This window comes from Acidovorax sp. K2F, from assembly GCF_025246485.1.
Taxonomy (GTDB): Bacteria; Pseudomonadota; Gammaproteobacteria; order Burkholderiales; family Burkholderiaceae_C; genus Acidovorax; species Acidovorax delafieldii.
Genome location: NZ_JAOBSQ010000037.1, coordinates 72,680 through 98,874, shown reverse-complemented (window position 1 = coordinate 98,874; position 26,195 = coordinate 72,680). Strand labels below are relative to the sequence as shown.

Here is a 26,195-nt window from a genome sequence, read left to right as displayed (position 1 = left end):
CCCTGCGAATGGCGTCTCCGGGCGCAGCAGAACCACCACAGCCTCACTGGCGGGCGCGCTTCAGAGTCGCAGTCCAGCCGAAGGCACTACCAGGGGACCGAGCATGACCATCCCATTTCGTATCCATCACCGCGTCGCGCCCGTGATGCTGGCCGCTGCAACCGCGCTGGGCGTACAGGCGGTACAGGCAGCCACCTGGGTGTACGTGGCCAATGCAGACAGCCAGGATGTGTCGGTGCTGGAGCTGGACCGCGCCGCCGGGACGCTCAAGACCGTGGACACCACGGCACTGGGCGGCGCTGCCATGCCCATGGCCGTCAGCCCGGACAAGCGCGTGCTCTACGTGGCATTGCGCTCGCAGCCGTTTCGGGTGGTCAGCCTGGCCATTGACCCGGCGAGCGGCAAGCTGCGCAAGCTGGGCGAGGCGCCGTTGGCCGACAGCATGGCCAATATCGACACCGACGCCACCGGGCGCTGGCTGTTCGCAGCCTCCTACCCCGGACACAAGATCACGGTCAACAGCATTGGCAAGGACGGTGTCGTGGGAGCGGTGCAGCAGCTCATCCCCACTGCGCCCAACGCGCACGCCATCCACGCGGACGCAGCCAACCGCTATGTCTTTGCTACCAGCCTGGGTGGCGACCACCTCTCGGCCTGGAAGTTTGATGCAGAGACCGGCAAGCTCACCGCCCACGAGCCCGCGCTGACCCCCGTGGCGCCCGAAAAGTCCGGCCCCCGCCACTTTGTCTGGAGCGGCGATCAGCGCCACCTGTATCTGCTGGACGAGCTGGACGCGGCCGTGCATGTGATGGCCTACGACAAGGAGCGTGGCACGCTGCGCCCGCTGCAGCGCACCACGGCATTGCCCGCAGGTTTTGCGGGCAAGCCCTGGGCCGCCGACATTCACCTATCGCCCGATGGCCGCACGCTGTATGCGTCGGAGCGCACGTCCAGCACACTGAGCGCATTTCGTGTCGATGCCGCCACCGGGCAGTTGCAGCCCCTGGGGCATGTGCCCACCGAAAAGACGCCGCGCGGTTTTGCAGTGGACGCGTCTGGCCGCTTCCTGATCGCTGCGGGACAGGAGTCGCACCACGTCGCACTGCACCCCATTGACCCCGCGACAGGCCTTCCCGGTGCGCCCACCCGCGTTCCGGTGGGCAAGAACCCCAACTGGATCGAGATCGTCGATATGCCCTGAGCGGGTAAGGGCGTGCGTTCACAGGCTGCACCGACAACACGGCCTTCGCAGGCGCCCTCGCTCCTTGCCCCCTTTTTTCATTGCCCCTAGGAGACAAACACATGCAACGCAGAACCCTGGTCCAATCCGCAGCGCTGGCAGCTGCAGGCGCGCTGATGGCGCTGCCCGCCGTGGCCCAGACCACCTGGCCCACCGGCAAAGCCATCAGCTACGTGGTGCCCTTTGCCGCCGGTGGCACCACCGACACCCTGGCCCGCCTGATCGGCCAGCAACTGGGCACAGCCCTGGGCACCACGGTGGTGGTGGAGAACAAGGGCGGTGCGGCAGGCAGCATCGGCTCGGAGGCTGCCGCGCGCTCGGCCCCGGATGGCTTCACGCTGCTGGGTGGCACGGTCAGCTCGCATGCCATCAACATCAGCCTGTACCCCAAGCTGGGCTACGACCCCATCAAGTCGTTCAGCCCCGTCACGCTGATCGGCACCAACCCGGTGGTGCTGGTGGTGTCGGCCAACAGCCCTTATAAAACCCTGAAGGACGTGCTGACGGCCGCCAAGGGCAAGCAGGGCGGCCTGTCGTCTGCGTCCGCCGGCACGGGCAGCTCGCAGCATCTGGCGGTGGAACTGCTGGCCTACAAGTCGGGCGTGAAGTTCACGCACATTCCCTACAAGGGCAGCGGCCCCGCCATCCAGGACGTGATCAGCGGCCAGGTGGACATGATGTTCGATACCACCGTGGTCGCTGCCCCGCACATCCAGAGCGGCAAGCTGCGCGCCATTGCCGTCACATCGCCCAAGCGCCTGGCCTCCATGCCCGACGTGCCCACGGTGGCAGAGTCGGGTGTGGCCGAACTCAAGGACTTCGAGGTGCAGTCCTGGCAGGCGATTTTTGTGCCGGCGGGCACGCCCACCCAAGTGGTGAGCCGCCTGCACGACGAGATCCGCAAGATCCTCGCCCAGCCCGACATGCAGACCCGCCTCAAGGGGTTTGGCATGGAGCCTGCCGACATGAGCGTGGCCCAGATCGCCACCTTCCAGAAGGCTGAAGTGGACAAATGGGCGCAGGTCATCAAGGCGGCCAATATCAAGGTGGACTGATCGCCCGGCTTATCCTGTTTTCTTCCTGTAAAGACTTGGCGGAACAGCCTTTGGGCCGTTCCGCCTTTTTTATTGCGGGTAGGGCGCTGGCGCGCTCGCGGGGGCGTCCGTCGATGGTGAGCGATGTGCGAGCACGAGATCGGGATGCTGTCCGGTGAGCAACAGAAACATCGCAAACACGGGTCCCTGCATGTTGCGCTCGTCGGTCATGCTCTCCAGTGCCTGCCAGGTGCGCGATTGCACGCCGCCCCGGCTGCCGGTCTGCAGCGGGTAGCCCATGAGTTCGGCGGCTTGCGCCTGGCTGAGCCCGGCCGCAACGCGCGCGGCCTTGAGCTGCTCGCCGGTGGGCACAGGCATCGCAAGGGCCATGGCGGAAACGGGTGGCTGGGACATGGTTTGCTATAAAAAAAAGAGCTATTGGCACATAGAGTATGGGCGCTACAGCCCATTTTTACTCAAAAACAGCAACAGATATCCGGGTGTGGTGCTGGCACATCACTGGACAAAACAGAGAGGTGCCGCGATGCATGCTGGCGGAGGACGCTTCTAGAATTTGCTCGCACTTGACGACCGTCAACACAAACAACAAGCCGCATTCCGAGCGGCATCCGAGGAGGGAGCCGTGAGTTACACCATCCAGATCTGGGAGAAGCCCGCTGATTGGCCCTGGCCAGCCACCAAGGCCGAGGCGGACGCGCAGTACGAGCGCGTAGAGGCCGGCCCCCAGGTGCCGATGAACCCCCAATTCACTGCCTGGGCCCGGGCCGTCGAACAGCGCTTTGCCGGGTTCTGGGACATTTACCTCGGTGGTCCTGACATCACCGACCCGACCTTTGGCGTCGGTATCAACACCCGCTTTCCAGATTGGGGTCCGCCGTTTGACGATGGCTGGGAGCAGGCGGCCCGCCTGGGCCTGAATCTGTATGACCCACAAAGTGGCGTGCACTACCTGGCCAATGGCGACGCCCCTGAGGAGCCCGATTTGCAGGTGCGCCATGCGGTCCGTGCGCGCCAGGCGGGCGATGACGCCAAAGCCTGGGCCGAGTACCGGCGCTGGGCCGCGCGGGGCAACCCCCATGCGTTGTATGCGCTGGGTCGGGCCCTGCGTTTTGGCACCATGGGCCAGCGCAGGCACTTTGACCTGGCGGCTGCACTGCAGCTCATGGGCGCGCACGATGCGGAGACCCGCAAGGACGCCCAAGCCTTCTACGAGCGCTTTCCAGACAAGGCGAAGGCCCGCGTTCAGGCTCTGATGGCACGGCTGATGGCCGCCCCGGGCGAGACACTGCTGCAGGTCGTGGACGAAGAGCGCAAGGCAGTCGATGACGCTGTGGCCCGCAGCGAGCAACTGGCCTTGTACTCGCGCAAGCGCATTGAAGCGGCAGACGCCCTGGAGCCCGCAGCGGCCCAGGGCCACGAGGTGGCAGCCTTTCGGCAGGCGCTGGAGACCGTGATCGGCTGGGAGCAGCCCAACTACGAGAACGCGCGCTCCTGGTGCCAGCGCGCGGCAGACTGGGACCATGAACCCGCCCAACGCCTGTTGGCCGTGATGTTCGAGCGCGGCTGGGGCGGGCCGGCGGACGCGCAGCAGGCCGCCAAGTGGAACGCCGCCGCGCAAACGCAGCGGCAGCGGGCGCAGCAAAAGCAGCAGGCCCAGCAAGCGTCAGAATCGCCCGGCGGCCTCAGCCTGGCGCCCATGGCTGCGGCTTCATCCGCACCCGGTGCCGCAGCACCCCTGGTGTGGACTGGCAACCCCCTGCGCGACCTGCCGGGCTGGTACGCCCGCGAGGGCGATCCGCACGCCGCGTTTCACCTGGGCACCAGCGATGAGCATGGCCGCTATGGCGGCCCCGTGAACCTGGCCCAGGCCCGCGCCTGGTATGCCCAGGCGGCCGAGGCAGGCCACGCCGACGCCACCTACAACCTGGGCACCTTCATCGAAAGCGGCAAGGGCGGCCCCAAAGATGCCATGGTGGCCAAGGCGTTGTTCATGCTGGCCAATACGCGGGGCACCACCATGCAGGTGGCCGACTTGCGCATCAAGCCACAAGAGCAGGGGCCCGTGCGGGCGCTGGTGATGGCGCTGCGCGAGCCGGGGCGGCTGCGCGCCGTGCTGCAAGAGCGTGGACTTGCCCCGAGTCTTCAGGCTCCTGGTGGGGCCGCCGCGCGGGTGGTGGGCGCAGCGGCAGCGGCGGGTCTGTCCGCAGGCGAGTGGGGGCGGGGCGATGGCGCCCCGCCGTCGCCAGGTGCAGCCAGGCCACCAGAGCCACAGACTCCGCGTTCGCCGGCGCCCAGCCCATCGCGCAGCCGCACAGGCCCGACGCATCGCAGCGAAGAGGACGATGAAGACGATGCCCATGGAGATGTCCGCTATGGGCGCTCCACCCCAGCGTTTGCGTGGCACCTGGGCCATGCGGCGCTGGGCATTGGTGTGGCCAATGGGGCATTGCTGATGGCTTTCTTCAAACCCGGAGCCAGCTTCCGCATGGGCATGCTGGTGCTGGGCCTGATCGCCGCGTTGGGCGCGTGGCGCACGGCGCGCGACTTTGACTGGTCGCCCCTGGCGCGTGCCGTGGTGGCGGTGCTGGCCGCCATCCCCTTGCTGGGCATGGGCGTGTGCCTGGGCCTGCTGTTCAAGGCCTTGCGTGAACGTGGGTAGGGGTGGGTCGCTCACCGCAAACCCACGAGGCCGTCAGGTGGTGACAGAGTGCTCCAACGCCTGCGCAAAGTACGAATCGGGCTGGATGTTGGTGTAGTTGGGAATGTCTGCCGACAGTTCAGCCATCGTCGCTTTGGCTGCTGTCTGGGCCTGCTTCAGGTCGCTGAAGAACGCGTTGGTCAGCGCCACGATCTGGCCTGGGCGCGGATCGCCGGGGTAGAGCACGCGGTCGCTCTCCAGCCGCACCAGGCCCAGCGGCTGCAGTGCCGCGCGGGCGATGCGCATGTGCTCGGAGTGGTAGTAGTCGTGGTTGAAGGTGGCGCCTTCACGCCAGCGGTAGACGGCGGTGACTTTGATCATCGGTGCGATTCCATCCGGTGGTTGAAACCCGCCACCGTAGGGACAACACACCCGGGGCACAGCCGCGTGCGCGACAGCGTGTCGCCCATGCGGCTGGAGGCCTGTCTGCCTCTGCGGGCTCAGTCCTCTTCGGATTCGCCCAGGAACCCGCCGCTCTGATGCCCCCACAGGCGGGCATACACGCCGCCCTGGCCCAGCAGCTGGGCGTGCGTGCCTTCTTCCACAATGCGGCCCGCGTCCATCACGATGAGGCGGTCCATGGCGGCGATGGTGGACAGGCGGTGGGCGATGGCAATCACGGTCTTGCCCTTCATCAGGCCGTCGAGGCTTTGCTGGATCGCGGCTTCCACCTCGGAGTCGAGCGCGCTGGTGGCTTCGTCCAGCAGCAGGATGGGCGCGTCTTTCAGCATCACGCGTGCAATGGCCACACGCTGGCGCTGGCCGCCCGAGAGCTTCACGCCGCGTTCGCCCACATGGGCGTCGTAGCCGGTGCGGCCCTGCAGGTCGGTGAGTGTGGCGATGAAGTCTGCGGCCTCTGCACGGGCGGCCGCCTGGTGCAGGTCGGCCTCGCTGGCATCGGGGCGGCCGTACAGGATGTTGTCGCGCATGGAGCGGTGCAGCAACGAGGTGTCCTGCGTGACCATGCCGATGTGGCGGCGCAGGCTGTCTTGGGTCACGCGGGCAATGTCCTGCCCATCGATGAGAATGCGGCCCGACTGCACATCGTGAAAGCGCAGCAGCAGGTTGACCAGCGTGGACTTGCCCGCGCCCGAGCGGCCAATCAGTCCGATCTTCTCGCCGGGGCGGATAGTGAGGTTGAGGCGGTCGATGACCGGACGGGCATCGGGGCCGCTGCCGTAGGCAAAGCTCATGTCCTCAAAGCGTACCTCTCCCCGGGTCACGACCAGAGGCTTGGCGTCGGGGGCATCGACTACAGCGCGCGGTCGGGTCAGGGTGTTGATGCCGTCCTGGATGGTGCCCACGCTTTCAAACAGGGTGGTCATCTCCCACATCACCCAGTGCGCGTGGCCTGATACGCGCAGCGTCATCGCGGTGACGGCCGCCACGGCACCCGCACCCACCTCGCCGGCCGACCATAGCCACAGGGCCGTGCCGCACGCGCCGAGAATCATGGCCACCACCAGCAGCTGGTTGACGATCTCGAACAGGCTCACCAGGCGCATCTGCGCATAGCCGGTCAGCTTGAACGCGTCCATGGCGGCACGCGCGAATTCGGATTCGCGCCGCGTGTGCGAGAACAGCTTGACGGTGGCAATGTTGGTGTACGCGTCGGTGATGCGCCCGGTCATCACCGAGCGCGCGTCGGCCTGCGCCTTGCCCACCTGGCCCAGGCGCGGCACAAAGTACCAGCAGGCCAGGCCATAGGCCACCATCCACGCGGCAAACGGCAGCAGCAGCCGCGCGTCAAACCCGGCCAGCAGCACAAGGATGGTCACCAGGTAGATGCCCATGCCAATCACCACGTCGGTGGTCGTGAAGATCATGTCGCGCACGGCCAGCGCGGTCTGCATGATCTTGGTGGTGATGCGGCCCGCAAACTCGTCGGCGTAGAACGCCATGCTCTGGCCCAGCATCAGCCGGTGAAAGTTCCAGCGCAGCCGCAGCGGAAAGTTGATGGCCAGCACCTGGTGCTTGATGCTGGTCTGCAAGGCGACCAGCACCACCGACACCAGCAGCAGCGCAGTGATGCCGATCAGCGCCGCTTTGCGTTCGGCCCATAGCGTGCCCGGAGACGCGGACGTGGAGATCCAATCCACCACCACGCCCAACACGGCAAACAGCAGGGCTTCGTAAATGGCAATGGCTGCGGACAAACCTGCCATGGCGGCCACGTAGCCACGCAGGCCACGGGTGCCGTCCCACACAAAGGCCAAAAAGGCCTTGGGAGGCAAGTGCGGCTCTGCAGCGGGGTAGGGGGGAAGCCGGCTTTCGAAGAAACGGAACAACGTCAAAACTCCTGGGGCCACGCGGTGCGTGCTGCCGCGCGGGGCAGCAGCCTGCGGGCCCATCCAATCAATAGACCCTAGACCAGCAGCGTGACCACGACGATCACCACACCCAGCGCCAGGTTCACGCCCACCCAGCTGCGGATGCTGCCCAGGGCCTTGGCGCCGCTGGGCCAGTCCGACGCTGCCACGGCACGCTGCAGGCGCCGGAACAACGCAAAGCGGATATGGCCGAAGATGGCCATCATCACGAGGCCCAGCGTGGCCATGATGGTCCAGTCCAGTGGCATGGAGAACACACCGCCCGTCTGAACCGCCTGCTTGGCCGCGCGGCCGATCATCCACAGGCCGCTGCCCAGCACCAGCACCACGGCGGCAGTGACTGCCATAAAGAAGCGCTGCAGCACGTCATGCATCAGCCGCACGCGCTGCGGGGGCTCCAGCGCCTGCGCGGCAGGCCGCAGAAAAAAATGGGCGAACACCATGCCCCCCACCCACACGATGATGGACAGGACATGGACAAGCTTCAAGGCGTTGTAGAGCATGGGTGCGTGGCGCTGGGCGCCGAGTGTGGTGAAGTGACCCAGGGGTGGGTCAGAGCATCCGGCCGGGGGGTTGCGAATGCCAGGCCGCATTGTGCGGTGATATGCCTGCGGCGGTGGGCCTCGACCCAAGAACCCCTATGTGTCTGCGTGGCCATGTGGCTTGCGCAAGAGTGACTTGGCCAGGCGCCACATTGGGGGCAGCAGCAGGGCCGTGACCATGGGCACCCACACGGCCAGATAGCACCAGCTGGCCGGCCCGCTGTGGCCCACGCTTTCGATGCCTGTCGTGCGCTCCACCCATGACCACACCGGATAGAGCATCAGCGTGACGGCAAGAGCTACCGGCAAGGCCGCCACAGCCAGACCCAACCGCACCGCGCACTGCAATACAAGCGGCTTGGTCCCGTTGTACGCCCCCACCGAAGTCGCCTCAGAGCCAGGGACGGACGTGTGCAAGACGGGCTGGCAACACGGACCTCAGGAATGCAGGGGCGCCAGCGCCACACGCACCTGGTTGCCGCCGTTGCGCTTGGACAGGTACATGGCTTCGTCGGCGTGGCCCAGCAGGCGGTGCTCTTCGCCACCATGCTCGGGGTAGATGGCCACGCCAATGCTGGGCTGGATGTACAGACGCTGGCCTTCGAGGTCGAAATCCTGACCAAAGGCCGCGAGTATCTTGTCGGCCACCGCACAGGCGTGCTCGCGGGCCTGGCCGCCTTCGAGCAGCACCACAAATTCATCACCGCCCAGCCTCGCCACCGTATCGGATGCGCGCACGCATTCGAGCAGCCGCTGCGCCACCCGCTGCAGCAGCAGATCGCCCATGGCATGGCCCAGGGTGTCGTTCACTTCCTTGAACCGGTCGAGGTCAATGAACAGCAGCGACAGCAGCGTCTGGTCGCGCCGCGCGCGGGCCAGGGCGGTCTTGAGTCGGTCCAGAAACAGTTGGCGGTTGGGCAGGTGCGTGAGCTGGTCGTACTGCGCCATATGTTCAAGGCGCTCATACATCTGCTTGCGTTCAATGGCGGCCGCTACCTGGGTGGAGACGAACTGCAGCAGCTCCTTGTCCTTGTCGGTGTAGCGGCCTTGTTCGGTGTAGCTTTGCAGCACCAGTGCTCCCAGGGGGCCATGCTGCGTCTGCAAGGGCACACCCAGCCAGTACAGCGGCGCCTGCGTGGCATGCGCCGCAGCGCGCCACTGCGTGGCCTTTGCTACCGATGAGTCCGGCGTGAGCAGCAAGGTGGCGCCGCCCCGGATCACCTCCGCATAGCGCGGGTCCTCGGCCAGCGCCATGGGTTCGGGTGCGGGCAGGTGCTCGTTGACGTGGTACGGAAAGCTCAGCTGGTCATCGTGCGGGTTGTACAGGGCTACCGCAAAATTGGTGGCGGGCAACAGGCCGCCCACGATCTGGTGAATGTGCTGGAACAGGGCCTGCAGGTTGTGTGTGGTGTGCGCGGCTTCGGAGATGGCGTAGATCACCGCCTGCATCGACTCGGTGGCCTTGCGCGCGGTGATGTCGTGGGCCACGGCCAGCCGCACCTGCTTGTCGGGCAGCCAGCGGGCTGTCCAGCGGATGTGGGCGATGGAGCCGTCCTTGCGCACGTAGCGGTTTTCAAACTGCAGCTGCAGCTCGCCCTGCGTCACGTTGTGTGCCTGTCGTTGCGTGGCGGGCAGGTCGTCGGGGTGCACCATGTCCAGCATGCGCTTGCCGACCACTTCGTCGGGGGTGTACCCAAAGATGCGCTCGAACGCTGAACTGACAAACACAATCGAGCTGTCTCCCCGCACGATGCAGACGGCGTCGAGCAACAGGTCCACCAGGTTCAACGAAGAAATGCTTTGCATGGTGCAGCGCGCACGGTGTGCTGGAAAGACCCATTGTGCCCGGCACCGGAGGCTTGTGCGGCCTTGAAGGCAAAAACGCGACGGGTTCTTGCCCCGGGTGTGACACTAAGGCCTGGCGTACTTCGCTTCCAGCGTATCCCAGTCGGCTTTGCGCACCAGCCGCTGGCGCTCTGCAAACGGTGCGACCAGTGCGGGGTCTTCGTCAATGCGCTGCTCGTCGCGCAGCACGGTCAAGGCCTTTTGCATGCCAGCCACCGCGCCCTGCAGCGCTGTGTTGGCGTACAGCACCAGGCCATAGCCCAAGCCGGCGAGTTCTTCGGCGCTGGTGATGGGGGTCTTGCCTCCGATCACCATGTTCATCAACTGTGGCGCCGCCAGCCGCTGGGGCAGGGCGCGGATCTCTTCCAGCGTGGTGACGGCCTCCACAAACAGGATGTCTGCGCCCGCCTCCTGAAAGCGCTGGGCGCGCTCCACGGCAGCCTCGAAGCCGTGGGTGGCGCAGGCGTCGGTGCGGGCCAGGATGAGGGTGTCCGCATCACGGCGCGCATCCACGGCGGCTTTGATCTTGCCCAGCATCTCGTCGGTACTGATCACGTCCTTGCCGTTGAAATGCCCGCAGCGCTTAGGGCTGACCTGGTCTTCGAGCTGGATGCAGTCGGCCCCCGCGCGCTCCAGCACACGCACCGCATGGTAGGTGTTGAGGGCGTTGCCAAAACCCGTGTCGGCATCGACGATGAGCGGCAGCTCCACCGCGTCGCGGATGCGTGCGGTGTGGTCGGCAATGTCGGTCAGGCCCATGAAGGCCTGGTCGGGCAGGCCGAACCACATGTTGGTCACGCCAGCGCCGGTGACGTAGAGGGCTTCAAAGCCCAGGTCGGCCACCACGCGGGCGGAGAGGGCGTTGAAAGCGCCGGGCACGATGACGCCCCGGCGAGCCTGGGCCAGGGCTTTGAGTTGTTGTCTGGTGTTCATGGTTGGGGTGGTGAGCTGGGTTGCTATATGTTTGATAGCTGTTGGCGCATGAGTCACTAGCGCATCAAGCCATTTTTGCTTTAAAAAATGTCGCCCGGCACCCTCACCCAGCCTTCCATCAGGATGCGGGCGCTGCGGCTCATCAGGGCCTTGGTCACCTTCCACTGGCCGTTGATCTGCGTTGCTTCAGCCCCCACACGCAGGGTGCCCGAGGGGTGGCCAAACCGCACGCTGCTGCGCACGCCACCGCCCGCTGCCAGGTTGACCAGCGTGCCTGGGATGGCTGCCGCCGTGCCAATGGCCACCGCCGCCGTGCCCATCATGGCGTGGTGCAGCTGGCCCATGGAGAGCGCGCGCACCAGCAGGTCGATGTCCTTGGCGTCAATGGCTTTGCCGCTGGAGGCCGTGTAGCTGGCGGGCGGCGCGACGAAGGCGATCTTGGGGGTGTGCTGGCGCATGGTGGCCTCGCCCAGGTCACGGATCAGCCCCATTCGCAAGGCGCCGTGGGCGCGGATGGCCTCGAAGCGTGCCAGCGCCGCCGCATCGCCATTGATGGCACCTTGTAGCTCGGTGCCGGTGTAACCAAGCTCTTGCGCATTGAGAAAAATGGTGGGGATGCCCGCGTTGATCAGCGTGGCGGCGAAGCTGCCGACCCCGGGCACCTCCAAGGTGTCCACCACGTTGCCCGTCGGGAATAACGCCCCCACGCTCCCCACTGCGTGTGGTTCGCTGCCCCCCGAGGGGGCCCTAGCCAGCTTGGGGCGGCCCGGCGCTGTCGAGATGGCTCCCCCGTCATCGCCATCCTCCGCCGGGTCCATGAACTCCAGCGCCACCTCGGCGGCTGCAAAGGTCACGCCGTCCAGCTCGAAGTCGCCCGTCTCCTGCACCTGCCCATGGGCAATGGGCACATGCGCCACGATGGTCTTGCCGATGTTGGCCTGCCAGATGCGAACCGGAAAGGTGCCGTTCTGTGGAATACGCGCCGCATCGATCAGCCCCATGTGGATGGCGCACGGCCCCACCGCAGCCGACAGGTTGCCGCAGTTGCCGCTCCAGTCCACAAAGGGCTGGTCGATGGATACCTGCCCAAACAGGTAGTCCACGTCGTGGCCCGGCCGCGTGCTGCGCGACAGGATCACCGCTTTGCTGGTGCTCGACGACGCATTGCCCATGCCGTCGATCTGCTTGCAGTACGGATCTGGGCTGCCCAGCACGCGCAGCAGCAACGCGTCCCGCGCCGGGCCGGGTTGCTGGGCGGGGGCGGGCAGGTCGTCAAGGCGAAAGAACACGCCCTTGCTAGTGCCGCCCCGCAAGTAGGTGGCGGGGATGCGGATCTGTGGTGCGGGGAAAATGCTCATGGAGAATCATCAAATTAGATAGCGCGTGGCGGTTGTTAGACGGGCGCCAGAGCCTTTTTTGGTTCTGTATTCTTGGCCAAGAAGTCTTGCGCAAAGCGCTGCAGCACGCCGCCCGCCTGGTAGATCGAGACCTCTTCGGCGGTGTCGAGTCGGCATGTCATGGGCACCTTGGTTTCCTCGCCATTCTTGCGGTGGATGACCAGGGTGAGGTCGGCACGGGGTTGCATGTCTCCCTCCACGCCATACACCTCCGTCCCATCCAGTCCCAGCGTGATGCGGTTGACCCCCGCTTCAAACTCCACTGGCAACACCCCCATGCCAATCAGGTTGGTGCGGTGGATGCGCTCGAAGCCCTCGGCCACCACCACCTCCACCCCCGCCAGCCGGACGCCCTTGGCTGCCCAGTCGCGGCTGGACCCCTGGCCGTAGTCGGCACCGGCAATGATGATGAGCGGCTGGCGGCGGTTCAGATAGGTTTCCATGGCCTCCCACATGCGCATGACTTGGCCTTCGGGCTCCACGCGGGCGAGCGAGCCTTTTTTCACCTGGCCTTTGACCACGGCCATCTCGTTGACGAGCTGGGGGTTGGCAAACGTGGCGCGCATGGCCGTGAGGTGGTCGCCCCGGTGCGTGGCGTAGGAGTTGAAGTCCTCCTCGGGCACGCCCATGCGCGCCAGATATTCACCCGCTGCGCTGTCCGGCAGGATGGCGTTGGATGGCGAGAGGTGGTCGGTGGTGATGTTGTCGGGCAGGATGGCCAGCGGGCGCATGCCCGTCAATGTGCGCGGGTGGGCGGCCAGTGCGCCGATGCCCTCGGTGTCCCAGTAGGGCGGGCGGCGGATGTAGGTGGACTGTGGGCGCCAGTCGTACTGGGGCGACACGCGGGGGCCTTTGTCATGCCGCAGGGCGAACATGGGTTCGTACACGGCGCGGTACTGCGCGGGCTTCACGGCAGCTTTCACCACGGCGTCGATTTCTGCGTCGCTGGGCCACAGGTCTTTGAGGCGAATCGCCTGGCCGTCCACCACCGCCAGCACGGCCTTTTCGATGTCAAAACGTACCGTGCCCGCCATCGCATAGGCCACCACCAGCGGGGGCGAGGCCAGAAACGCCTGCTTGGCATAGGGGTGGATGCGCCCGTCGAAATTGCGGTTGCCCGAGAGCACGGCGGTGGCGTAGAGGTCGCGGTCGATGATCTCCTGCTGGATGGCAGGGTCCAGCGCGCCACTCATCCCGTTGCACGTGGTGCAGGCAAAGGCCACGATGCCAAAGCCGAGCTTTTCCAGGTCGGCCAGCAAGCCCGCTTCCTTCAAATACAGCTCCACCGCCTTGGAGCCGGGCGCCAGCGAGGTCTTGACCCAGGGCTTGCGCGTGAGGCCCAGCCGGTTGGCGTTGCGCGCCAGCAGCGCGGCGGCGATCACGTTGCGCGGGTTGGAGGTGTTGGTGCAGCTGGTGATGGCGGCAATGACCACAGCGCCATCGGGCATCGTGCCGTCCTGTGGTGCGGGCATGGCCCAGGGGCCCGCGATGCCTTGGGCCGCCAGGTCGGACGTGGCCACGCGCGCGTGGGGGTTGGAGGGGCCGGCCAGGTTGCGCACCACGCTCGACAGATCGAACACCAAGTTGCGCGCGTAGACCGCATCTTTGAGGGTGTCGGACCACAATCCCGCTGCCTTGGCATAGGTCGCGACCAGCTTCACTTGTTCCGCCTCGCGGCCCGTCAGCGTCAGATACTCCAGCGTCTGTTCGTCGATGCTGAACAAGGCCGCCGTGGCGCCGTATTCGGGCGCCATGTTTGAGATGGTGGCGCGGTCGCCAATCGTGAGCTTGGCTGCGCCTTCGCCAAAGAACTCCAGGTAGGCGCCCACCACCTTGGCCTTGCGCAAAAACTCGGTGAGCGCCAGCACCACATCGGTGGCGGTGATGCCGTCCTGGCGCTGGCCGGTCAGCTGCACGCCCACGATCTCGGGCAGCCGCATCATCGATGCACGCCCCAACATCACGTTCTCGGCCTCCAGGCCGCCCACGCCGATGGCGATCACGCCCAGGGCGTCCACATGCGGTGTATGGCTGTCGGTGCCCACGCAGGTGTCGGGGTATGCCACGCCCCGGTCGGCATGGACCACGGGCGACATTTTTTCCAGATTGATCTGGTGCATGATCCCGTTCCCCGCCGGGATCACATCTACATTGGCAAAGGCTTTCTTGGTCCACTCGATGAAGTGAAAGCGGTCTTCGTTGCGGCGGTCTTCGATGGCGCGGTTCTTGGCGAAGGCATCGGGGTCGAACCCGCCACACTCCACGGCCAGCGAGTGGTCCACGATGAGCTGCACCGGCACCACAGGGTTCACCTGGGCCGGGTCGCCGCCTTCTTTGGCAATCGCATCGCGCAGGCCCGCCAGATCCACCAGCGCCGTCTGGCCCAGGATGTCGTGGCACACCACGCGTGCCGGGTACCAGGGGAAGTCGCGGTCGCTGCGCCGCTCGACGAGCTGGCGCAGGCAGTCGTTGATGGTGGCCGGTTCGGCGCGGCGCACGATGTTTTCGGCGTGGACCCGGGCGGTGTAGGGCAGGGTGGCCCAGGCGCCCGGTTGCAGAGATTCGACGGCCTCGCGGGCATCAAAGTAGTCGAGCTGCGTGCCGGGCAGCTTCTTGCGATACAGAGTGTTCATGAGCGTGGGGCAGGGGGCTTCGGCCGTCTGGTTTTACTTGCGGTCCTGGATTGGTACGAACGCCAGGTCTTCGGGCCCGGTGTAGTTCGCACTCGGCCGGATGATCTTGTTGTCCTGCCGCTGCTCGATGATGTGCGCCGCCCAGCCGCTGGTGCGTGCAATGACGAATAGCGGCGTGAACATGGTGGTGGGCACACCCATCATGTGGTAGCTCACGGCGCTGAACCAGTCGAGGTTGGGGAACATCTTTTTGACCTCCCACATCACCGTCTCCAGCCGCTCCGCAATGTCGAACATCTTGGTGCTGCCGGCATCTTCTGACAGGCTGCGTGCCACGCCCTTGATGACCACATTGCGCGGGTCGCTCACGGTGTAGACCGGGTGGCCGAAGCCGATCACGACTTCCTTGGCCTCCACGCGGCGGCGGATGTCGGCTTCGGCCTCATTGGGGCTGTCGTAGCGTTTCTGAATCTCGAACGCCACCTCGTTCGCGCCGCCGTGCTTGGGGCCGCGCAGTGCGCCGATGGCGCCGGTGATGCACGAGTACATGTCGCTGCCCGTGCCCGCCACCACGCGGGCGGTGAAGGTGCTGGCGTTGAACTCGTGTTCTGCATAGAGATTGAGTGAGGTGTGCATCGCACGCTCCCAGGCGGCGCTGGGCTTGGTGCCATGCAGCAGGTGCAAGAAGTGTGCACCGATGGAGTCGTCATCGGTCTCCACCTCGATGCGACGGCCCGAACTGGCCCAGTGGTGCCAGTAGAGCAGCATCGAACCGAGAGATGCCATGAGCCGGTCGGCAATGTCGCGCGCACCCGGCAGGTTGTGGTCGTCCTTTTCAGGCAGCGCACAGCCCAGGGCCGAGACGCCCGTGCGCATCACGTCCATGGGGTGGCTGGCGGCGGGCAGTTGCTCCAGCGCCTGCTTCACACTCATCGGCAGGCCGCGCAGGGCCTTGAGCTTGGCCTTGTAGGCGCGCAGTTCGGCGCGCGTGGGCAGCTTGCCGTGCACCAGCAGGTGGGCGATTTCTTCGAATTCGCAGACCTCGGCAATGTCGAGGATGTCGTAGCCCCGGTAGTGCAGGTCGTTGCCCGTGCGGCCTACGGTGCACAGGGCGGTGTTGCCCGCCGTCACGCCCGAGAGCGCGACGGACTTCTTGGGCCTGAAGCCCGGGGTGTCTGCGGTGGTGGTGGTCATGCGGTCTCCTGGTTCAGATACGAATTGGTGATGGCAACGGGACGGCCTTTGGCATCCACCGCCACCATTTCAAAAATCCCCTTCAGCACCTCTTCTGGGGGAGAGCCCAGCGTGGCGGCCAGGCCCGTCACACACACGGTGAGCGAGCTGCGCCCGATGCGGCTGACCCAGGCGCGCAGGGTGAGCACATGGCCCACGGGCACGGGGGCCAGAAAACGCACATCGGTCACGCCCGCCATCACCACGTCGCGCTGTGCGGCGCCGCGCGCTGCCAGAAACGCCGCCTTGGCCATGAGCTGCAGGGCGTTGCCGCCGAACAGCGTGCCGTAGTGGTTGGCTTCTGCGGGGAAGACGATTTCCGTCAGTTCGACGGTGCCAGTGGGGGTTGTCATGCTTCGCAATTTACGCACAATGGCATTCCGCTGTAAGCCCTAAATTGGCAAATGATTGCGAACGAAAACCAGCCAATTTGCGAATATTGCGAATGGCGATCAGGGTGCGACCAAAGAGCAGCGAGAAAGATGGAATGAAAAAAACCTTCATGGGTGTGCGCCTGCGCCGCCTGCGCGAAGAGCGCGGCATGACCCAGATTGCGCTGGCGCGGGCGCTGGACCTGTCGGCCAGTTACCTGAACCAGCTGGAGCAAAACCAGCGCCCGCTCACCGTGCCTGTGCTGCTCAAGATCAACGCGGTGTTCGGCGTGGATGTGCAGCGCTTCTCAGACGACGATGAGGCGCGCCTCATCACGGGCCTGCGCGAGGTGTTGGCCGACTTGCCTGCCGGGGTGGGCGGGGAGGGCGCGGGCGACGCCGTGTCTCTGGCAGAGATCCGCGAGCTGGCCGCAGGCATGCCCGCTGTGGCGCGCACGCTGCTGGCGTTGCACCAGCGGCACCGTCAGGCGCTAGAGCGCCTGGCCGCCCTGGGCAATGACCGGGACGGCGAGGGCACTGTGGCCCACCATCCGCCCATGGCTTATGAAGAAGTGCGCGACTTCTTTTTTGCACGCCAGAACCACATTGCCGAGCTGGACGATGCTGCCGAACGCTGTGCCGCTGAATGGGGCATGCTGCCCGGCCGGGCCGATGAGGCGCTGGCCCGACGCCTGCTCGTGGCCCACGGGGTGCGCGTGGTGGATGTGGCCGACCTGCCTGGCCAGGCGCAGCGCGTGTTCCAGGCCGAGGCCGGGCTGCTGCAGCTGGCGGCGGGCCTGGAGCGAGGGCAGCGGGCGTTTCAGATGGCGACGCAGCTGGCGTTTCTGGAGCAGGGCGCCGAGCTGCAACGTCTGGCCGCTGGCGCCGGGCTGTGTAGCGACCAGGCCCGGGCGCTGGCGCGCATCGGTCTGGCCAACTACTTTGCGGGGGCGCTGGTGCTGCCCTACACGGCCTTTTTGCAGGCGGCCGAAGCGGCGCACTACGACATCGACCGGCTCGGCCAGCAGTTTGGTGTGGGCTTCGAGACCGTGTGCCATCGCTTGTCCACGCTGCAGCGGCCCAGTGCGCGCGGCGTGCCGTTCTTCTTCATCCGCGTGGACCGCGCGGGCAACATCAGCAAGCGGCAGTCGGCCACACACTTTCACTTCAGCAAGATCGGCGGCACGTGCCCGCTGTGGAATGTGTACGAGGCCTTCGCACAGCCAGGCCGCATCGTGCCGCAGGTGGCGCGCATGCCCGATGGCCGCGCCTACCTGTGGGTGGCGCGTGTGGTATCGCGCAGCGGCGGCGGCTGGGGCGTGCCCGGCAAGGAGTTCTCCGTAGCCCTGGGTTGTGACATCCGCCACGCGCCGCAGCTGGTGTATTCACGCGGGCTGGACCTAGCCAACCCCGAGGCCGCCGTGCCGATTGGCATGGGCTGCAAGGTGTGCGAGCGCGATGCCTGTCCGCAACGCGCGTTTCCGCCCATCGGGCGGGCGTTGGATGTGAATGAAAACCACAGCCGTTTCGCGCCGTACCCCGTGGCGCCAGGGGCGGTTGTCGGGTAAACCCGTGGGCGTTCTGGTGGCGAAATATGCTCATCATTTCATAGCTTGTGAGGTAAGTCGCTGTGGCGCTAGAGGCACTTTTTTCTTAAATTTTTCGCCGTAACCAAATGTTGGCTCCACAGTGGCTGGATTGCCGCTATCCTGCGCAATTTGCATGGTGTCTGGTCGGCTCCCCGGCCAGCAAAGCAAAGGCACGTCTCTGACTTCTTCCACTTCTTCCCCGCTGGCTGCCCTGGCACCCCCAAGCCGCTATCGGCATTGGGTGGCGGGCATGGGTGTGGCCGTTCTGGGGTTGGTGGTGAGCCTGTGGCTGGCGCAGCACCAGGCTGCGTCGATGGCCCAGATCGAAGAAGCGCGCTTCACCCAGGAGACGCGGGCGTTTACCGAGGCGCTGAGCCAGCGCATTGCCGGTCACACCGAGGTGGTCAACGGCCTGCGGGGCCTGTTCACGGCCAACCCCCGCTTGTCGCGCCTGGACTTTGAACGGGCCGCCAGCGAGATGGAGGTGGGCCAGCGCTACCCTGGTGTTCGCAACCTGTCTTTCACGCGCTGGGTGCCTGGGCGTGAGCGCGAGGCCTACGAGGCCAGGGTGAGGGCGGACACTTCGTTGTCACCCGACGGCTTGCCCCAGTTCAAGATCCACCCGCCCGGCGAGCGTGCCGAGTACTTTGTGGCCGAGTATCTCTGGCCCATGTTCGGCAATGAAGGGGTGCTGGGCCTGGATATCAGTGCCCAGCCCGCCAATCTGGCTGCCATGCGCTACAGCCGCGACAGCGGACAGACCGTGGTGTCGGCTCCGTTCGATCTGCTGCAGGAGACAACACATCGCGCAGGCATCGTCATCCGCGTGCCGGTGTTCGACCCCACCGCCGGCACGGCCGAGCAGCGTTTTGTGGGCGCGGTGGCGTCCACCTTGCGGGTCTATGACCTGGTGCAGGGGCTGGGCAGCCAGGGGTTTCTGAACGGCATCGCCGTCGCCATGGCGGACCTGGGGCCGGTGCGCCCGGATTCGGGCGATGCCATGGTGCGCCCCCTGCTGGAGCAGACGGCCCCGGGCCTGCCCGGTGCACGGCCATTGGTGCGTGAGCTGGGGGTGCATGACCGGCGCTGGCAGCTTACTTTCTACCCGACCCGGTCGTTCCTGACGGCGTCGGAAACGCGCTTGCCGTGGCTGGCCGGGCTGGCGGCCGCGGTGGTGTCGTTGTTGCTGGCTTCCGTCGTGGCCCTGCTGGTGCGCCAGCGCACCCTGGCGCTGGTGCGCGCCCAGCTGTCCGACGATGCCCGTCGCGAGAGTGAGGAGCGGTTCCGTGCGCTCTTCAACCAGGCCACCGTGGGTGTCGCCCAGGTGGACTCGGCCACGGGCCAGTTTGTGCGCGTCAACCAGCGCTACGCCGACATCCTGGGGTACAGCCCGGAGGAAATGGTGGGCATGACCTTTCAGAGCCTCACCCACCCCGATGACCTGGCAGCGGACCTGGCGCAAGTGAGGCGGCTGCAGAGCGGCGATGTGCCCGAGTACCGGCTGGAAAAACGCTACATCCACAAGGACGGGCACGAGGTCTGGGGCGATCTGACCGTGTCGTCGATGTGGGCGTCAGGCTCCGCGCCCGGCCACCACATTGCCGTGGTGCAGGACATCACTGCGCGCAAGCGCATGGAAGAAAACCTCCGGGCCAATGAACAACGCCTGCGCAGCATTCTGGAGCGCCTGCCCATGGGGCTGTGCCTGGTGCAGGACGATGGGCTCATCAGCTTTCGCAACCAGCGGTATGTCCAGATCTGCGGCTACACGCAGGAGGAGGTGCCCGACACCGACACCTGGTGGAAGCTCGCCTACCCCGACGCTGCAGAGCGCGACGCGATCCGCCAGAGGTTGCTGGACACCAGGCACCTGGGCGTGATCCCGCTGGCCGAGTACACGATCCGCTGTGCGGACGGCAAGTACAGGCCGGTGGAGATCTCCGGCATTTTTGTCGAGGGGGGGCGCCTGATCACCATGCAGGACTTGAGCGAGCGCAAAGCCGCCGAGGAAGAGATCAACCAGCTGGCCTACTACGACCCGCTCACCCGCCTGCCCAACCGCCGTCTGCTGATGGACCGGCTGCAGCAGGCGCTGGCCACCAGCGCGCGCCACCAGCGCAGTGGCGCACTGCTGATGCTGGACCTGGACAACTTCAAAACGGTGAACGAAACCCGGGGCCACGACCGGGGCGATGCCTTGCTGTTGCAGGTGGCGCACCGTTTGCGCGGCTGTGTGCATGAAGACGACACCGTGGCCCGACAGGGCGGCGACGAATTTGTGGTGGTGCTGGAAGACCTGGGCGACAGCCCCGAGGAGGCCGCAGCGCGTGCCGAGGATGTTGGGCAGCGCATCCTGGGTGTGCTGCGTGAGCCCTACCAGATCGACGGTGCAGCGCACCACAGCTCGCTGAGCATGGGCGTCACCATCTACAGTGGCACGCGCGAGACCGTGGACGAACTGCTCAAGCGTGCCGACCTGGCGCTGTACCAGGCCAAGAACGCGGGGCGGGACACCTTGCGCTTTTATGAGCCCCAGATGCAGGCTGCGGTCAGCGCCCGCGCCACGCTGGAGCTGGACATGCGGGTGGGCCTGGCCCAGGGCCAGTTCGAGCTGTACTACCAACCCCAGATCGACCACGGCCGCATTACCGGGGCCGAGGCGCTGCTGCGCTGGCGGCACCCGCGTGACGGATTCATCTCGCCCGCGCATTTCATCCCGCTGGCCGAAGAAACCGGCCTGATCCTGCCGCTCGGCGAGTGGGTGCTGCAGGCAGCCTGTCGGCGGCTGGCCGCATGGGCCCAGCAGCCCGACCTTGCCTTGCTGAGCCTGGCCGTGAACGTGAGCCCACGGCAGTTCCACCAAAGCGGCTTTGTTGCCCAGGTGCTTGCGGCGCTGGCGGGTGCGGGCGCCGACGGCCACCAGCTCAAGCTGGAGATGACTGAAGGCCTGCTGCTGCAAGACGTGGAAGACACCATCGACAAGATGGGCCAGCTCAAGGGCTACGGCGTGGGCTTTTCGCTGGACGACTTTGGCACGGGCTATTCGTCGCTGAGCTACCTCAAGCGCCTGCCGCTGGACCAGCTCAAGATCGACCAGAGCTTTGTGCGCGACGTGCTGACCGACCCCAATGACGCGGCGATTGCGCGCACGGTGGTGGCGCTGGGCACCAGCCTGGGCCTGCGCGTGATTGCGGAGGGCGTGGAGACCGAGGCGCAGCGCGAGTTTCTGGAGCGCCACCACTGCCACGCCTGGCAGGGATACCTGCTCAGCCCCCCCGTTGCAGTGGCGGAGTTTGAGGCGCTGGTGCGCCGAACCAATGGCGCCCTGGATGGGCGCCTTGGATGACGCGGGGCCTGCGGCGGGCGCAGGTGGCGTGCGTTGCGCGGGGTGCAGGTGGCAACACGCCGCCGGAAACCCTTTGCAACCGCAGTCTGGCTGCGCCACCTATGATGCAGGCGCTCCACCGCTGCCGCCTTCATGTTCTTCAAAAAGCCTTCGCCGCCCGCACCCTCGCCATTGACGCAGGGCTTTGACGCGCAGCACGAACGCTCGGTGATTGCCGAGATACTGCTCAAGCGCTCGGCCAAGCTGATCCTGGGGCGCAGCGAGCTGGAGATCATTCGCGGGGTATGCCAGGCCATTGTGGATGTCTCCAGCCACATCCGCCTGGCCTGGACCTGGTTCGGTCCGACCGACACGCACACCATCCGCCCGCAGGTGTTTGCAGGCCCGGCGGCGGCCTATGCCGAATCGCTGAACATCGAACGCAACCTGCTCACCCGCATTGGCCCTGCCTTCACCACGCTGGACGGCAAGTCTGCGGGCCCTTTCACGGTGTCGCAGTTTTCGCCGTTTGGGCCCTGGCGCGACGCAGCCCGCCACCATGGCATCCACCACGTGCTGGCCTTGCCCATCGCCTCCACCTTCAACGGCTACAGCGGCATCTTTGTGCTGTATGCCGACCGGGATGGCTACTTTGACGAAGTCGGCGTCAGCCTGTTTGCAGGGCTGGCCGAGCTGTTCGGCTCCCTCATGACCGTGGCCGCCGAACGCCAGGAGCTGCAGCGCGCCGCCTACCACGATGCGCTCACCGGGCTGCTCAACCGCCATGCGGTGGACCTGATCGACCGGCGCGTGTACCGTGCCTCGCTGTTTGAGCCCGTCTCTTCCATCCTGTTGATGGACCTGGACCGGTTCAAGAGCATCAATGACCGTTTTGGCCACGACGCGGGCGACAAGGCCCTGCAGGCGGTGGCCCGGGTGCTGACCGACACCTTGCGGCGTGGCGACGAGATCATTCGCTGGGGCGGCGAGGAGTTTCTGGTCTGCCTGCCGCAGACCGCGCTGCCCGACGCACTGAAGGTGGCCGAGAAACTGCGCCGCGCGGTGGAGAGCATCACCGACCCCGAGCAGCTCACCGTGTCGATTGGAGCGTGCGAAATCTCTGCACTGCAGCACCTGCCCCAGGCGGTGGCCCGCGCAGACGAAGCCCTGTTCCAGGCCAAGTCGGGTGGGCGTAACCAGGTGTGTGTGCTGCATTGACGTGGCCCGCTTTTGGTTATCAAATTTGATAGCAAAAAAGCCATATCACACTAGCGCACCAGGCCATTTTTGCCGATTTTTCGCCTGCGCAGTGCCCCCAGGCGCCACCCACGGCCCCGGAGGCCAGGGGGCGGGCAGGCGGCGCGGTATCATTCCGGCCTTGCCCACACCCGGCCCTGCCGGTGTGTTTTACGCCGGGACTGCGCACCGGCGCCCTGGTTGACCCCCGCGTCCCTCCTGCATTTATCCGCCTTCTGATCCGTGCGTCTTACCTCGATCAAGCTCTCTGGCTTCAAGTCGTTCGCTGAACCCACCAACTTCATGCTGCCCGGGCAACTGGTGGGCGTGGTGGGCCCCAACGGCTGCGGCAAGTCCAACATCATGGACGCGGTGCGCTGGGTGCTGGGCGAGAGCAAGGCCAGCGAGCTGCGCGGCGAGAGCATGCAGGACGTGATCTTCAGCGGCACCACCACCCGCAAGCAGGCCAGCCGCGCCAGCGTGGAGCTGGTGTTTGACAACTCCGACCACCGCGCAGGCGGCCAGTGGGGCCAATACGGCGAGGTGGCCGTGCGCCGCGTGCTCACCCGCGACGGCACCAGCAGCTACTTTCTGAACAACCAGCCCGTGCGCCGCCGCGACGTGCAGGACGTGTTTCTGGGCACCGGCCTGGGGCCCCGCGCCTACGCCATCATCGGCCAGGGCACCATCAGCCGCATCATCGAAAGCCGCCCTGAGGAACTGCGCCTGTTCCTCGAAGAGGCTGCGGGTGTCTCCAAATACAAGGAGCGCCGCCGCGAGACCGAAAACCGCTTGTCGGACACGCGCGAGAACCTCACGCGGGTCGAAGACATCCTACGCGAGCTGAACGCCAACCTCGAAAAGCTCGAAAAGCAGGCCGAGGTGGCCGCCAAATACAACACGTTGCACGCCGATGCGACGCTCAAGCAGCACCAGCTGTGGTTCCTGAAGCGGGCTGAGGCCGAGGAGCAGCAGAACAAGGTGCGCCTGGACGGCCTGCAGGCCGTGAATGACCTCGAATCGCGCATGGCCGACCTGCGCGCGGTCGAGTCGGACCTCGAAACCATCCGCCAGGCCCACTACGCCGCGGGCGACCAGGTCAACCAGGCCCAGGGCAAGCTCTACGAAGCCACGGCCGAGGTCGGCAAGCTCGAAGCCGAGATCCGCTACGTGGTCGAGGGCCGCCAGCGCGTGGAGCAGCGCCTGGTGCAGCTGGCAGAGCAGATCGCGCAGTGGCAGACCCGCAAGGAAGAGGCCGACATCGAGCTGGAGAACCTGGCCGGTGCGGGTGTGGACGCCGAAGAACGCGCCGAGCTGCTGGCCGCCCAGGTCGAAGAGCAGGCCATGCAGCTGCCCGACCTGGAAGAGGCCCTGCGCCAGGCGCAAAGCCGCACGGCCGAGCAACGGACTGCCGTGGTGCAGGTGCAGCAGCAGATTGGCGTGCTCGCCGCCGAGCAGCGCAGCTTTGACGAGCAAAGCCGCCAGCTGGACGCCCGCTTCGAGCGCCTGCGCACCGACCGCAATGCGCTGGCCGCGCCCGACGAAGCCCGCCTGACCAACTTGCGCGAGCAGCTCGAAGAAGCGCAAGAGATCGCAGAAACCACCGCAGCCCGCCTGCACGAGCTGCAGGAGTCCGTGCCCCAGCTGGACGACGACCGCCGCGCCCGCCAGCAGGCCGTTAACAGCGAGAGCGCACGCCAGGCTGAGCTGTCGGCCCGCATGGAGGCCCTCAAGGCACTGCAGGAAAAGGTCAAGACCGACGGCAAGCTGCGCCCCTGGCTCGCCAAGCACGGCCTCGATGGCCTGCAGGGCCTGTGGAGCCGCATCCACATCGAACCCGGCTGGGAAAACGCGCTCGAAGCGGCCCTGCGCGAGCGCCTGGCCGCCTTGGAAGTAGGGCGCCTGGACATGGTGCGCGGCTTCCTGGGCTCGGGCGGCAACGACGCGCCGCCCGCGCGCCTGGCCTTCTACAGCGCCCCTGCGGCGGGCCACCCCGAAACATCGTCGCCCCATGCCCGCCTGTCGGACCTGCTGCGCCTGAACGACGGGGGCCTGCGCGCCGTGTTGGTGGACTGGCTGCAGGGCTGCTACACCGCGCCCACGCTGGACGAAGCCCTGAGCCGCCGCAGCACGCTGCAGCCCGGTGAAGTGGTGTTTGTGCCCACGGGCCATGCCGTCAGCGCCCACAGCGTGAGCTTTTATGCGCAGGACTCGGAGCAGTCCGGCATGCTGGCCCGCGCGCAGGAGATCGAGCACCTCGAAAAGGAATTGCGCGCGCAGGCACTGATCGCCGAAGAATCACGCACCGCTTTGGTCCGTGCGGAAGCGGCCTATGCCGATGCCTCGCAGCGCCTCGTGGCCGCACGCCGCGAAGCCACCGAAACACAAAGCCGCGCCCACGAGCTGCAGGTCGAAACCCTGCGCCTGACCCAGCTGGCCGAGCAGACCCGCGCCCGCAGCGCACAGATCGACGGCGACCTGGCCGAGGTCGAAGCCCAGCTGGCCGACCTGCAGGAACGCCGCGTGGCCGCCGAAGCGCGTTTTGAAGAACTGGACATGCAGCTGGCCGACAGCCAGGAGCGCGAGGCGCAACTGGGCGACAAGGTCATTGAGGCCGAACGCAAGCTCACCGCCTGCCGCGAACAGCAGCGCACGCTGGAGCGCCAGGCGCAGGAGGCCACGTTCTCGCAGCGCAGCCTGGAGGCGCGCCGGGGCGAACTCAACCGCTCCATCGAAACCGCCACACAACAGGCCAAGGCCCTGGCCGACGAAGAGCAGCGTGCGCGCGATGAACTCGCCCGTCTCTCTGACGCCGCGGCCCAAGGCGGCCTGCAGGCCGCGCTGGAAGTGAAGATGGAGCGCGAAAAGGCACTGGCCGCCCAGCGCAGCGAATACGACGACCTGACCACCAAGCTGCGCGCCAGCGACGAGCGCCGCATGCAGCTGGAGCGCGCGCTCGACCCGCTGCGCCAGCGCATCACCGAGTTCCAGCTCAAGGAACAGGCCGCGCGCCTGGGCCTGGAGCAATACACCACCTTGCTGCAAGACGCCCAGGCCGATCTGGAAGCCGTGGCCCGCTCCATCGAGGAGGGCAATGTGCGCATGGGCGGCCTGCAGAGCGAAATCGACCGCCTGCACCGCGAGATCGCGGCACTGGGCGCGGTCAACCTGGCCGCACTGGATGAACTGAAGCTGGCCAGCGAGCGCAAGGTGTTCCTCGATGCGCAGACCGCCGACCTGACCGAGGCCATGAACACGCTGGAAGACGCGATCCGCAAGATCGACGGCGAAACGCGCCAGCTGCTCTCGGGCACGTTCGACACCGTGAACGCGCACTTTGGCCGCATGTTCCCCGAGCTGTTCGGGGGCGGCCAGGCCAAGCTCATCATCACCGGTGACGAAATCCTCGATTCCGGCGTGCAGGTGATGGCCCAGCCACCCGGCAAGAAGAACCAGACCATTCACCTGCTGTCGGGGGGCGAAAAGGCCCTCACGGCCATCGCGCTGGTGTTTGCCATCTTCCAGCTCAACCCAGCTCCGTTCTGCCTGCTGGACGAGGTGGACGCGCCCCTGGACGACGCCAACACCGAGCGTTATGCCAAGCTGGTGTCCAGCATGAGCAAGGGCACACAGTTCCTGTTCATCAGCCACAACAAGATCGCGATGGAAATGGCCGAGCAACTGATCGGCGTGACCATGCAGGAGCAGGGCGTGTCGCGCATCGTGGCCGTCGACATGGAGTCGGCGCTGACGATGGTGGACGCTTGA

At 66.3% G+C, this 26,195-nt stretch carries 18 protein-coding genes; 7 read left to right on the top strand and 11 right to left on the bottom strand.

Annotation, left to right across the window (positions count from 1 at the left end):
* Positions 1-103 precede the first annotated feature (103 nt).
* Together N4G42_RS14190 and N4G42_RS14185 are read left to right on the top strand one after the other, a co-directional pair.
* A complete protein-coding gene (locus N4G42_RS14190; RefSeq protein ID WP_260667633.1) occupies positions 104-1,201 on the top strand; it encodes a lactonase family protein in 1,098 nt (365 codons plus the stop codon).
* Positions 1,202-1,302: 101 nt separating this feature from the next.
* Positions 1,303-2,295: a Bug family tripartite tricarboxylate transporter substrate binding protein gene (locus N4G42_RS14185; RefSeq protein ID WP_260667632.1), complete on the top strand. Its 993-nt coding sequence runs from the start codon at positions 1,303-1,305 to the stop codon at positions 2,293-2,295.
* Positions 2,296-2,364: 69 nt separating this feature from the next.
* Here the strand turns inward: N4G42_RS14185 and N4G42_RS14180 are convergent, their stop codons facing one another.
* On the bottom strand, positions 2,365-2,688 hold the full coding sequence (locus N4G42_RS14180) for a helix-turn-helix domain-containing protein (protein WP_260667631.1): 324 nt from the start codon (positions 2,686-2,688) through the stop codon (positions 2,365-2,367).
* 229 nt (positions 2,689-2,917) lie between these two features.
* Here N4G42_RS14180 and N4G42_RS14175 point away from each other — a divergent pair, with 229 nt between their 5' ends.
* Positions 2,918-4,954: a tetratricopeptide repeat protein gene (locus N4G42_RS14175; RefSeq protein ID WP_260667630.1), complete on the top strand. Its 2,037-nt coding sequence runs from the start codon at positions 2,918-2,920 to the stop codon at positions 4,952-4,954.
* 33 nt (positions 4,955-4,987) lie between these two features.
* Here the strand turns inward: N4G42_RS14175 and N4G42_RS14170 are convergent, their stop codons facing one another.
* The 10 genes from N4G42_RS14170 to N4G42_RS14125 form a co-directional block, all read right to left on the bottom strand.
* Positions 4,988-5,314 carry an EthD family reductase gene (locus tag N4G42_RS14170; RefSeq protein WP_056062550.1) on the bottom strand — a complete coding sequence of 109 codons (327 nt, stop codon included), beginning with the start codon at positions 5,312-5,314 and terminating at the stop codon, positions 4,988-4,990.
* 119 nt (positions 5,315-5,433) lie between these two features.
* A complete protein-coding gene (locus tag N4G42_RS14165; RefSeq protein WP_260667629.1) occupies positions 5,434-7,281 on the bottom strand; it encodes an ABC transporter ATP-binding protein in 1,848 nt (615 codons plus the stop codon).
* Between the two features lie 77 nt (positions 7,282-7,358).
* Entirely contained in the window at positions 7,359-7,826 is a 468-nt protein-coding gene (locus N4G42_RS14160) for a CopD family protein (protein WP_108497176.1), read from the bottom strand.
* 135 nt (positions 7,827-7,961) lie between these two features.
* Positions 7,962-8,282, bottom strand: a complete 321-nt coding sequence (locus N4G42_RS14155; RefSeq protein WP_260667628.1) for a hypothetical protein — start codon at positions 8,280-8,282, stop codon at positions 7,962-7,964.
* Positions 8,283-8,303: 21 nt separating this feature from the next.
* Positions 8,304-9,671: a bifunctional diguanylate cyclase/phosphodiesterase gene (locus tag N4G42_RS14150; RefSeq protein ID WP_108497178.1), complete on the bottom strand. Its 1,368-nt coding sequence runs from the start codon at positions 9,669-9,671 to the stop codon at positions 8,304-8,306.
* 105 nt (positions 9,672-9,776) lie between these two features.
* The gene (locus tag N4G42_RS14145) at positions 9,777-10,643 is read right to left on the bottom strand and encodes an oxaloacetate decarboxylase (RefSeq protein ID WP_260667627.1); all 867 of its coding nucleotides are present in this window, start codon (positions 10,641-10,643) and stop codon (positions 9,777-9,779) included.
* 80 nt (positions 10,644-10,723) lie between these two features.
* Positions 10,724-12,001 carry a PrpF domain-containing protein gene (locus tag N4G42_RS14140; RefSeq protein WP_260667626.1) on the bottom strand — a complete coding sequence of 426 codons (1,278 nt, stop codon included), beginning with the start codon at positions 11,999-12,001 and terminating at the stop codon, positions 10,724-10,726.
* A gap of 35 nt (positions 12,002-12,036) precedes the next feature.
* On the bottom strand, positions 12,037-14,673 hold the full coding sequence (gene acnD, locus N4G42_RS14135; RefSeq protein ID WP_260667625.1) for a Fe/S-dependent 2-methylisocitrate dehydratase AcnD: 2,637 nt from the start codon (positions 14,671-14,673) through the stop codon (positions 12,037-12,039).
* A 33-nt stretch (positions 14,674-14,706) separates the two neighbouring features.
* Positions 14,707-15,867 carry a 2-methylcitrate synthase gene (gene prpC / locus N4G42_RS14130; RefSeq protein WP_260667624.1) on the bottom strand — a complete coding sequence of 387 codons (1,161 nt, stop codon included), beginning with the start codon at positions 15,865-15,867 and terminating at the stop codon, positions 14,707-14,709.
* Positions 15,864-16,259, bottom strand: a complete 396-nt coding sequence (locus tag N4G42_RS14125; protein WP_056062575.1) for an acyl-CoA thioesterase — start codon at positions 16,257-16,259, stop codon at positions 15,864-15,866. Before N4G42_RS14125 ends, prpC begins: the two co-directional genes overlap by 4 nt.
* 134 nt (positions 16,260-16,393) lie before the next feature.
* Here N4G42_RS14125 and N4G42_RS14120 point away from each other — a divergent pair, with 134 nt between their 5' ends.
* From N4G42_RS14120 to smc, 4 genes are all read left to right on the top strand, one after another.
* A complete protein-coding gene (locus N4G42_RS14120; RefSeq protein WP_260667623.1) occupies positions 16,394-17,845 on the top strand; it encodes a short-chain fatty acyl-CoA regulator family protein in 1,452 nt (483 codons plus the stop codon).
* Positions 17,846-18,116: 271 nt separating this feature from the next.
* Positions 18,117-21,212, top strand: a complete 3,096-nt coding sequence (locus N4G42_RS14115) for an EAL domain-containing protein (protein ID WP_260667660.1) — start codon at positions 18,117-18,119, stop codon at positions 21,210-21,212.
* Between the two features lie 132 nt (positions 21,213-21,344).
* Positions 21,345-22,409 (top strand): sensor domain-containing diguanylate cyclase, encoded by a 1,065-nt coding sequence (locus tag N4G42_RS14110; RefSeq protein ID WP_260667622.1) that lies wholly within the window; start codon positions 21,345-21,347, stop codon positions 22,407-22,409.
* Positions 22,410-22,670: 261 nt separating this feature from the next.
* A complete protein-coding gene (gene smc / locus N4G42_RS14105) occupies positions 22,671-26,195 on the top strand; it encodes a chromosome segregation protein SMC (RefSeq protein ID WP_260667621.1) in 3,525 nt (1,174 codons plus the stop codon).

Bases quoted from the DNA above. Each gene is read 5' to 3' on its own strand.
- N4G42_RS14190 (WP_260667633.1), top strand. From the start codon at position 104: ATGACCATCCCATTTCGTATCCATCACCGCGTCGCGCCCGTGATGCTG.
- N4G42_RS14185 (WP_260667632.1), top strand. From the start codon at position 1,303: ATGCAACGCAGAACCCTGGTCCAATCCGCAGCGCTGGCAGCTGCAGGC.
- N4G42_RS14180 (WP_260667631.1), bottom strand. From the start codon at position 2,688: ATGTCCCAGCCACCCGTTTCCGCCATGGCCCTTGCGATGCCTGTGCCC.
- N4G42_RS14170 (WP_056062550.1), bottom strand. From the start codon at position 5,314: ATGATCAAAGTCACCGCCGTCTACCGCTGGCGTGAAGGCGCCACCTTC.
- N4G42_RS14160 (WP_108497176.1), bottom strand. From the start codon at position 7,826: ATGCTCTACAACGCCTTGAAGCTTGTCCATGTCCTGTCCATCATCGTG.
- N4G42_RS14150 (WP_108497178.1), bottom strand. From the start codon at position 9,671: ATGCAAAGCATTTCTTCGTTGAACCTGGTGGACCTGTTGCTCGACGCC.
- N4G42_RS14145 (WP_260667627.1), bottom strand. From the start codon at position 10,643: ATGAACACCAGACAACAACTCAAAGCCCTGGCCCAGGCTCGCCGGGGC.
- N4G42_RS14140 (WP_260667626.1), bottom strand. From the start codon at position 12,001: ATGAGCATTTTCCCCGCACCACAGATCCGCATCCCCGCCACCTACTTG.
- acnD (WP_260667625.1), bottom strand. From the start codon at position 14,673: ATGAACACTCTGTATCGCAAGAAGCTGCCCGGCACGCAGCTCGACTAC.
- prpC (WP_260667624.1), bottom strand. From the start codon at position 15,867: ATGACCACCACCACCGCAGACACCCCGGGCTTCAGGCCCAAGAAGTCC.
- N4G42_RS14125 (WP_056062575.1), bottom strand. From the start codon at position 16,259: ATGACAACCCCCACTGGCACCGTCGAACTGACGGAAATCGTCTTCCCC.
- N4G42_RS14120 (WP_260667623.1), top strand. From the start codon at position 16,394: ATGAAAAAAACCTTCATGGGTGTGCGCCTGCGCCGCCTGCGCGAAGAG.
- N4G42_RS14115 (WP_260667660.1), top strand. From the start codon at position 18,117: ATGGGTGTGGCCGTTCTGGGGTTGGTGGTGAGCCTGTGGCTGGCGCAG.
- N4G42_RS14110 (WP_260667622.1), top strand. From the start codon at position 21,345: ATGTTCTTCAAAAAGCCTTCGCCGCCCGCACCCTCGCCATTGACGCAG.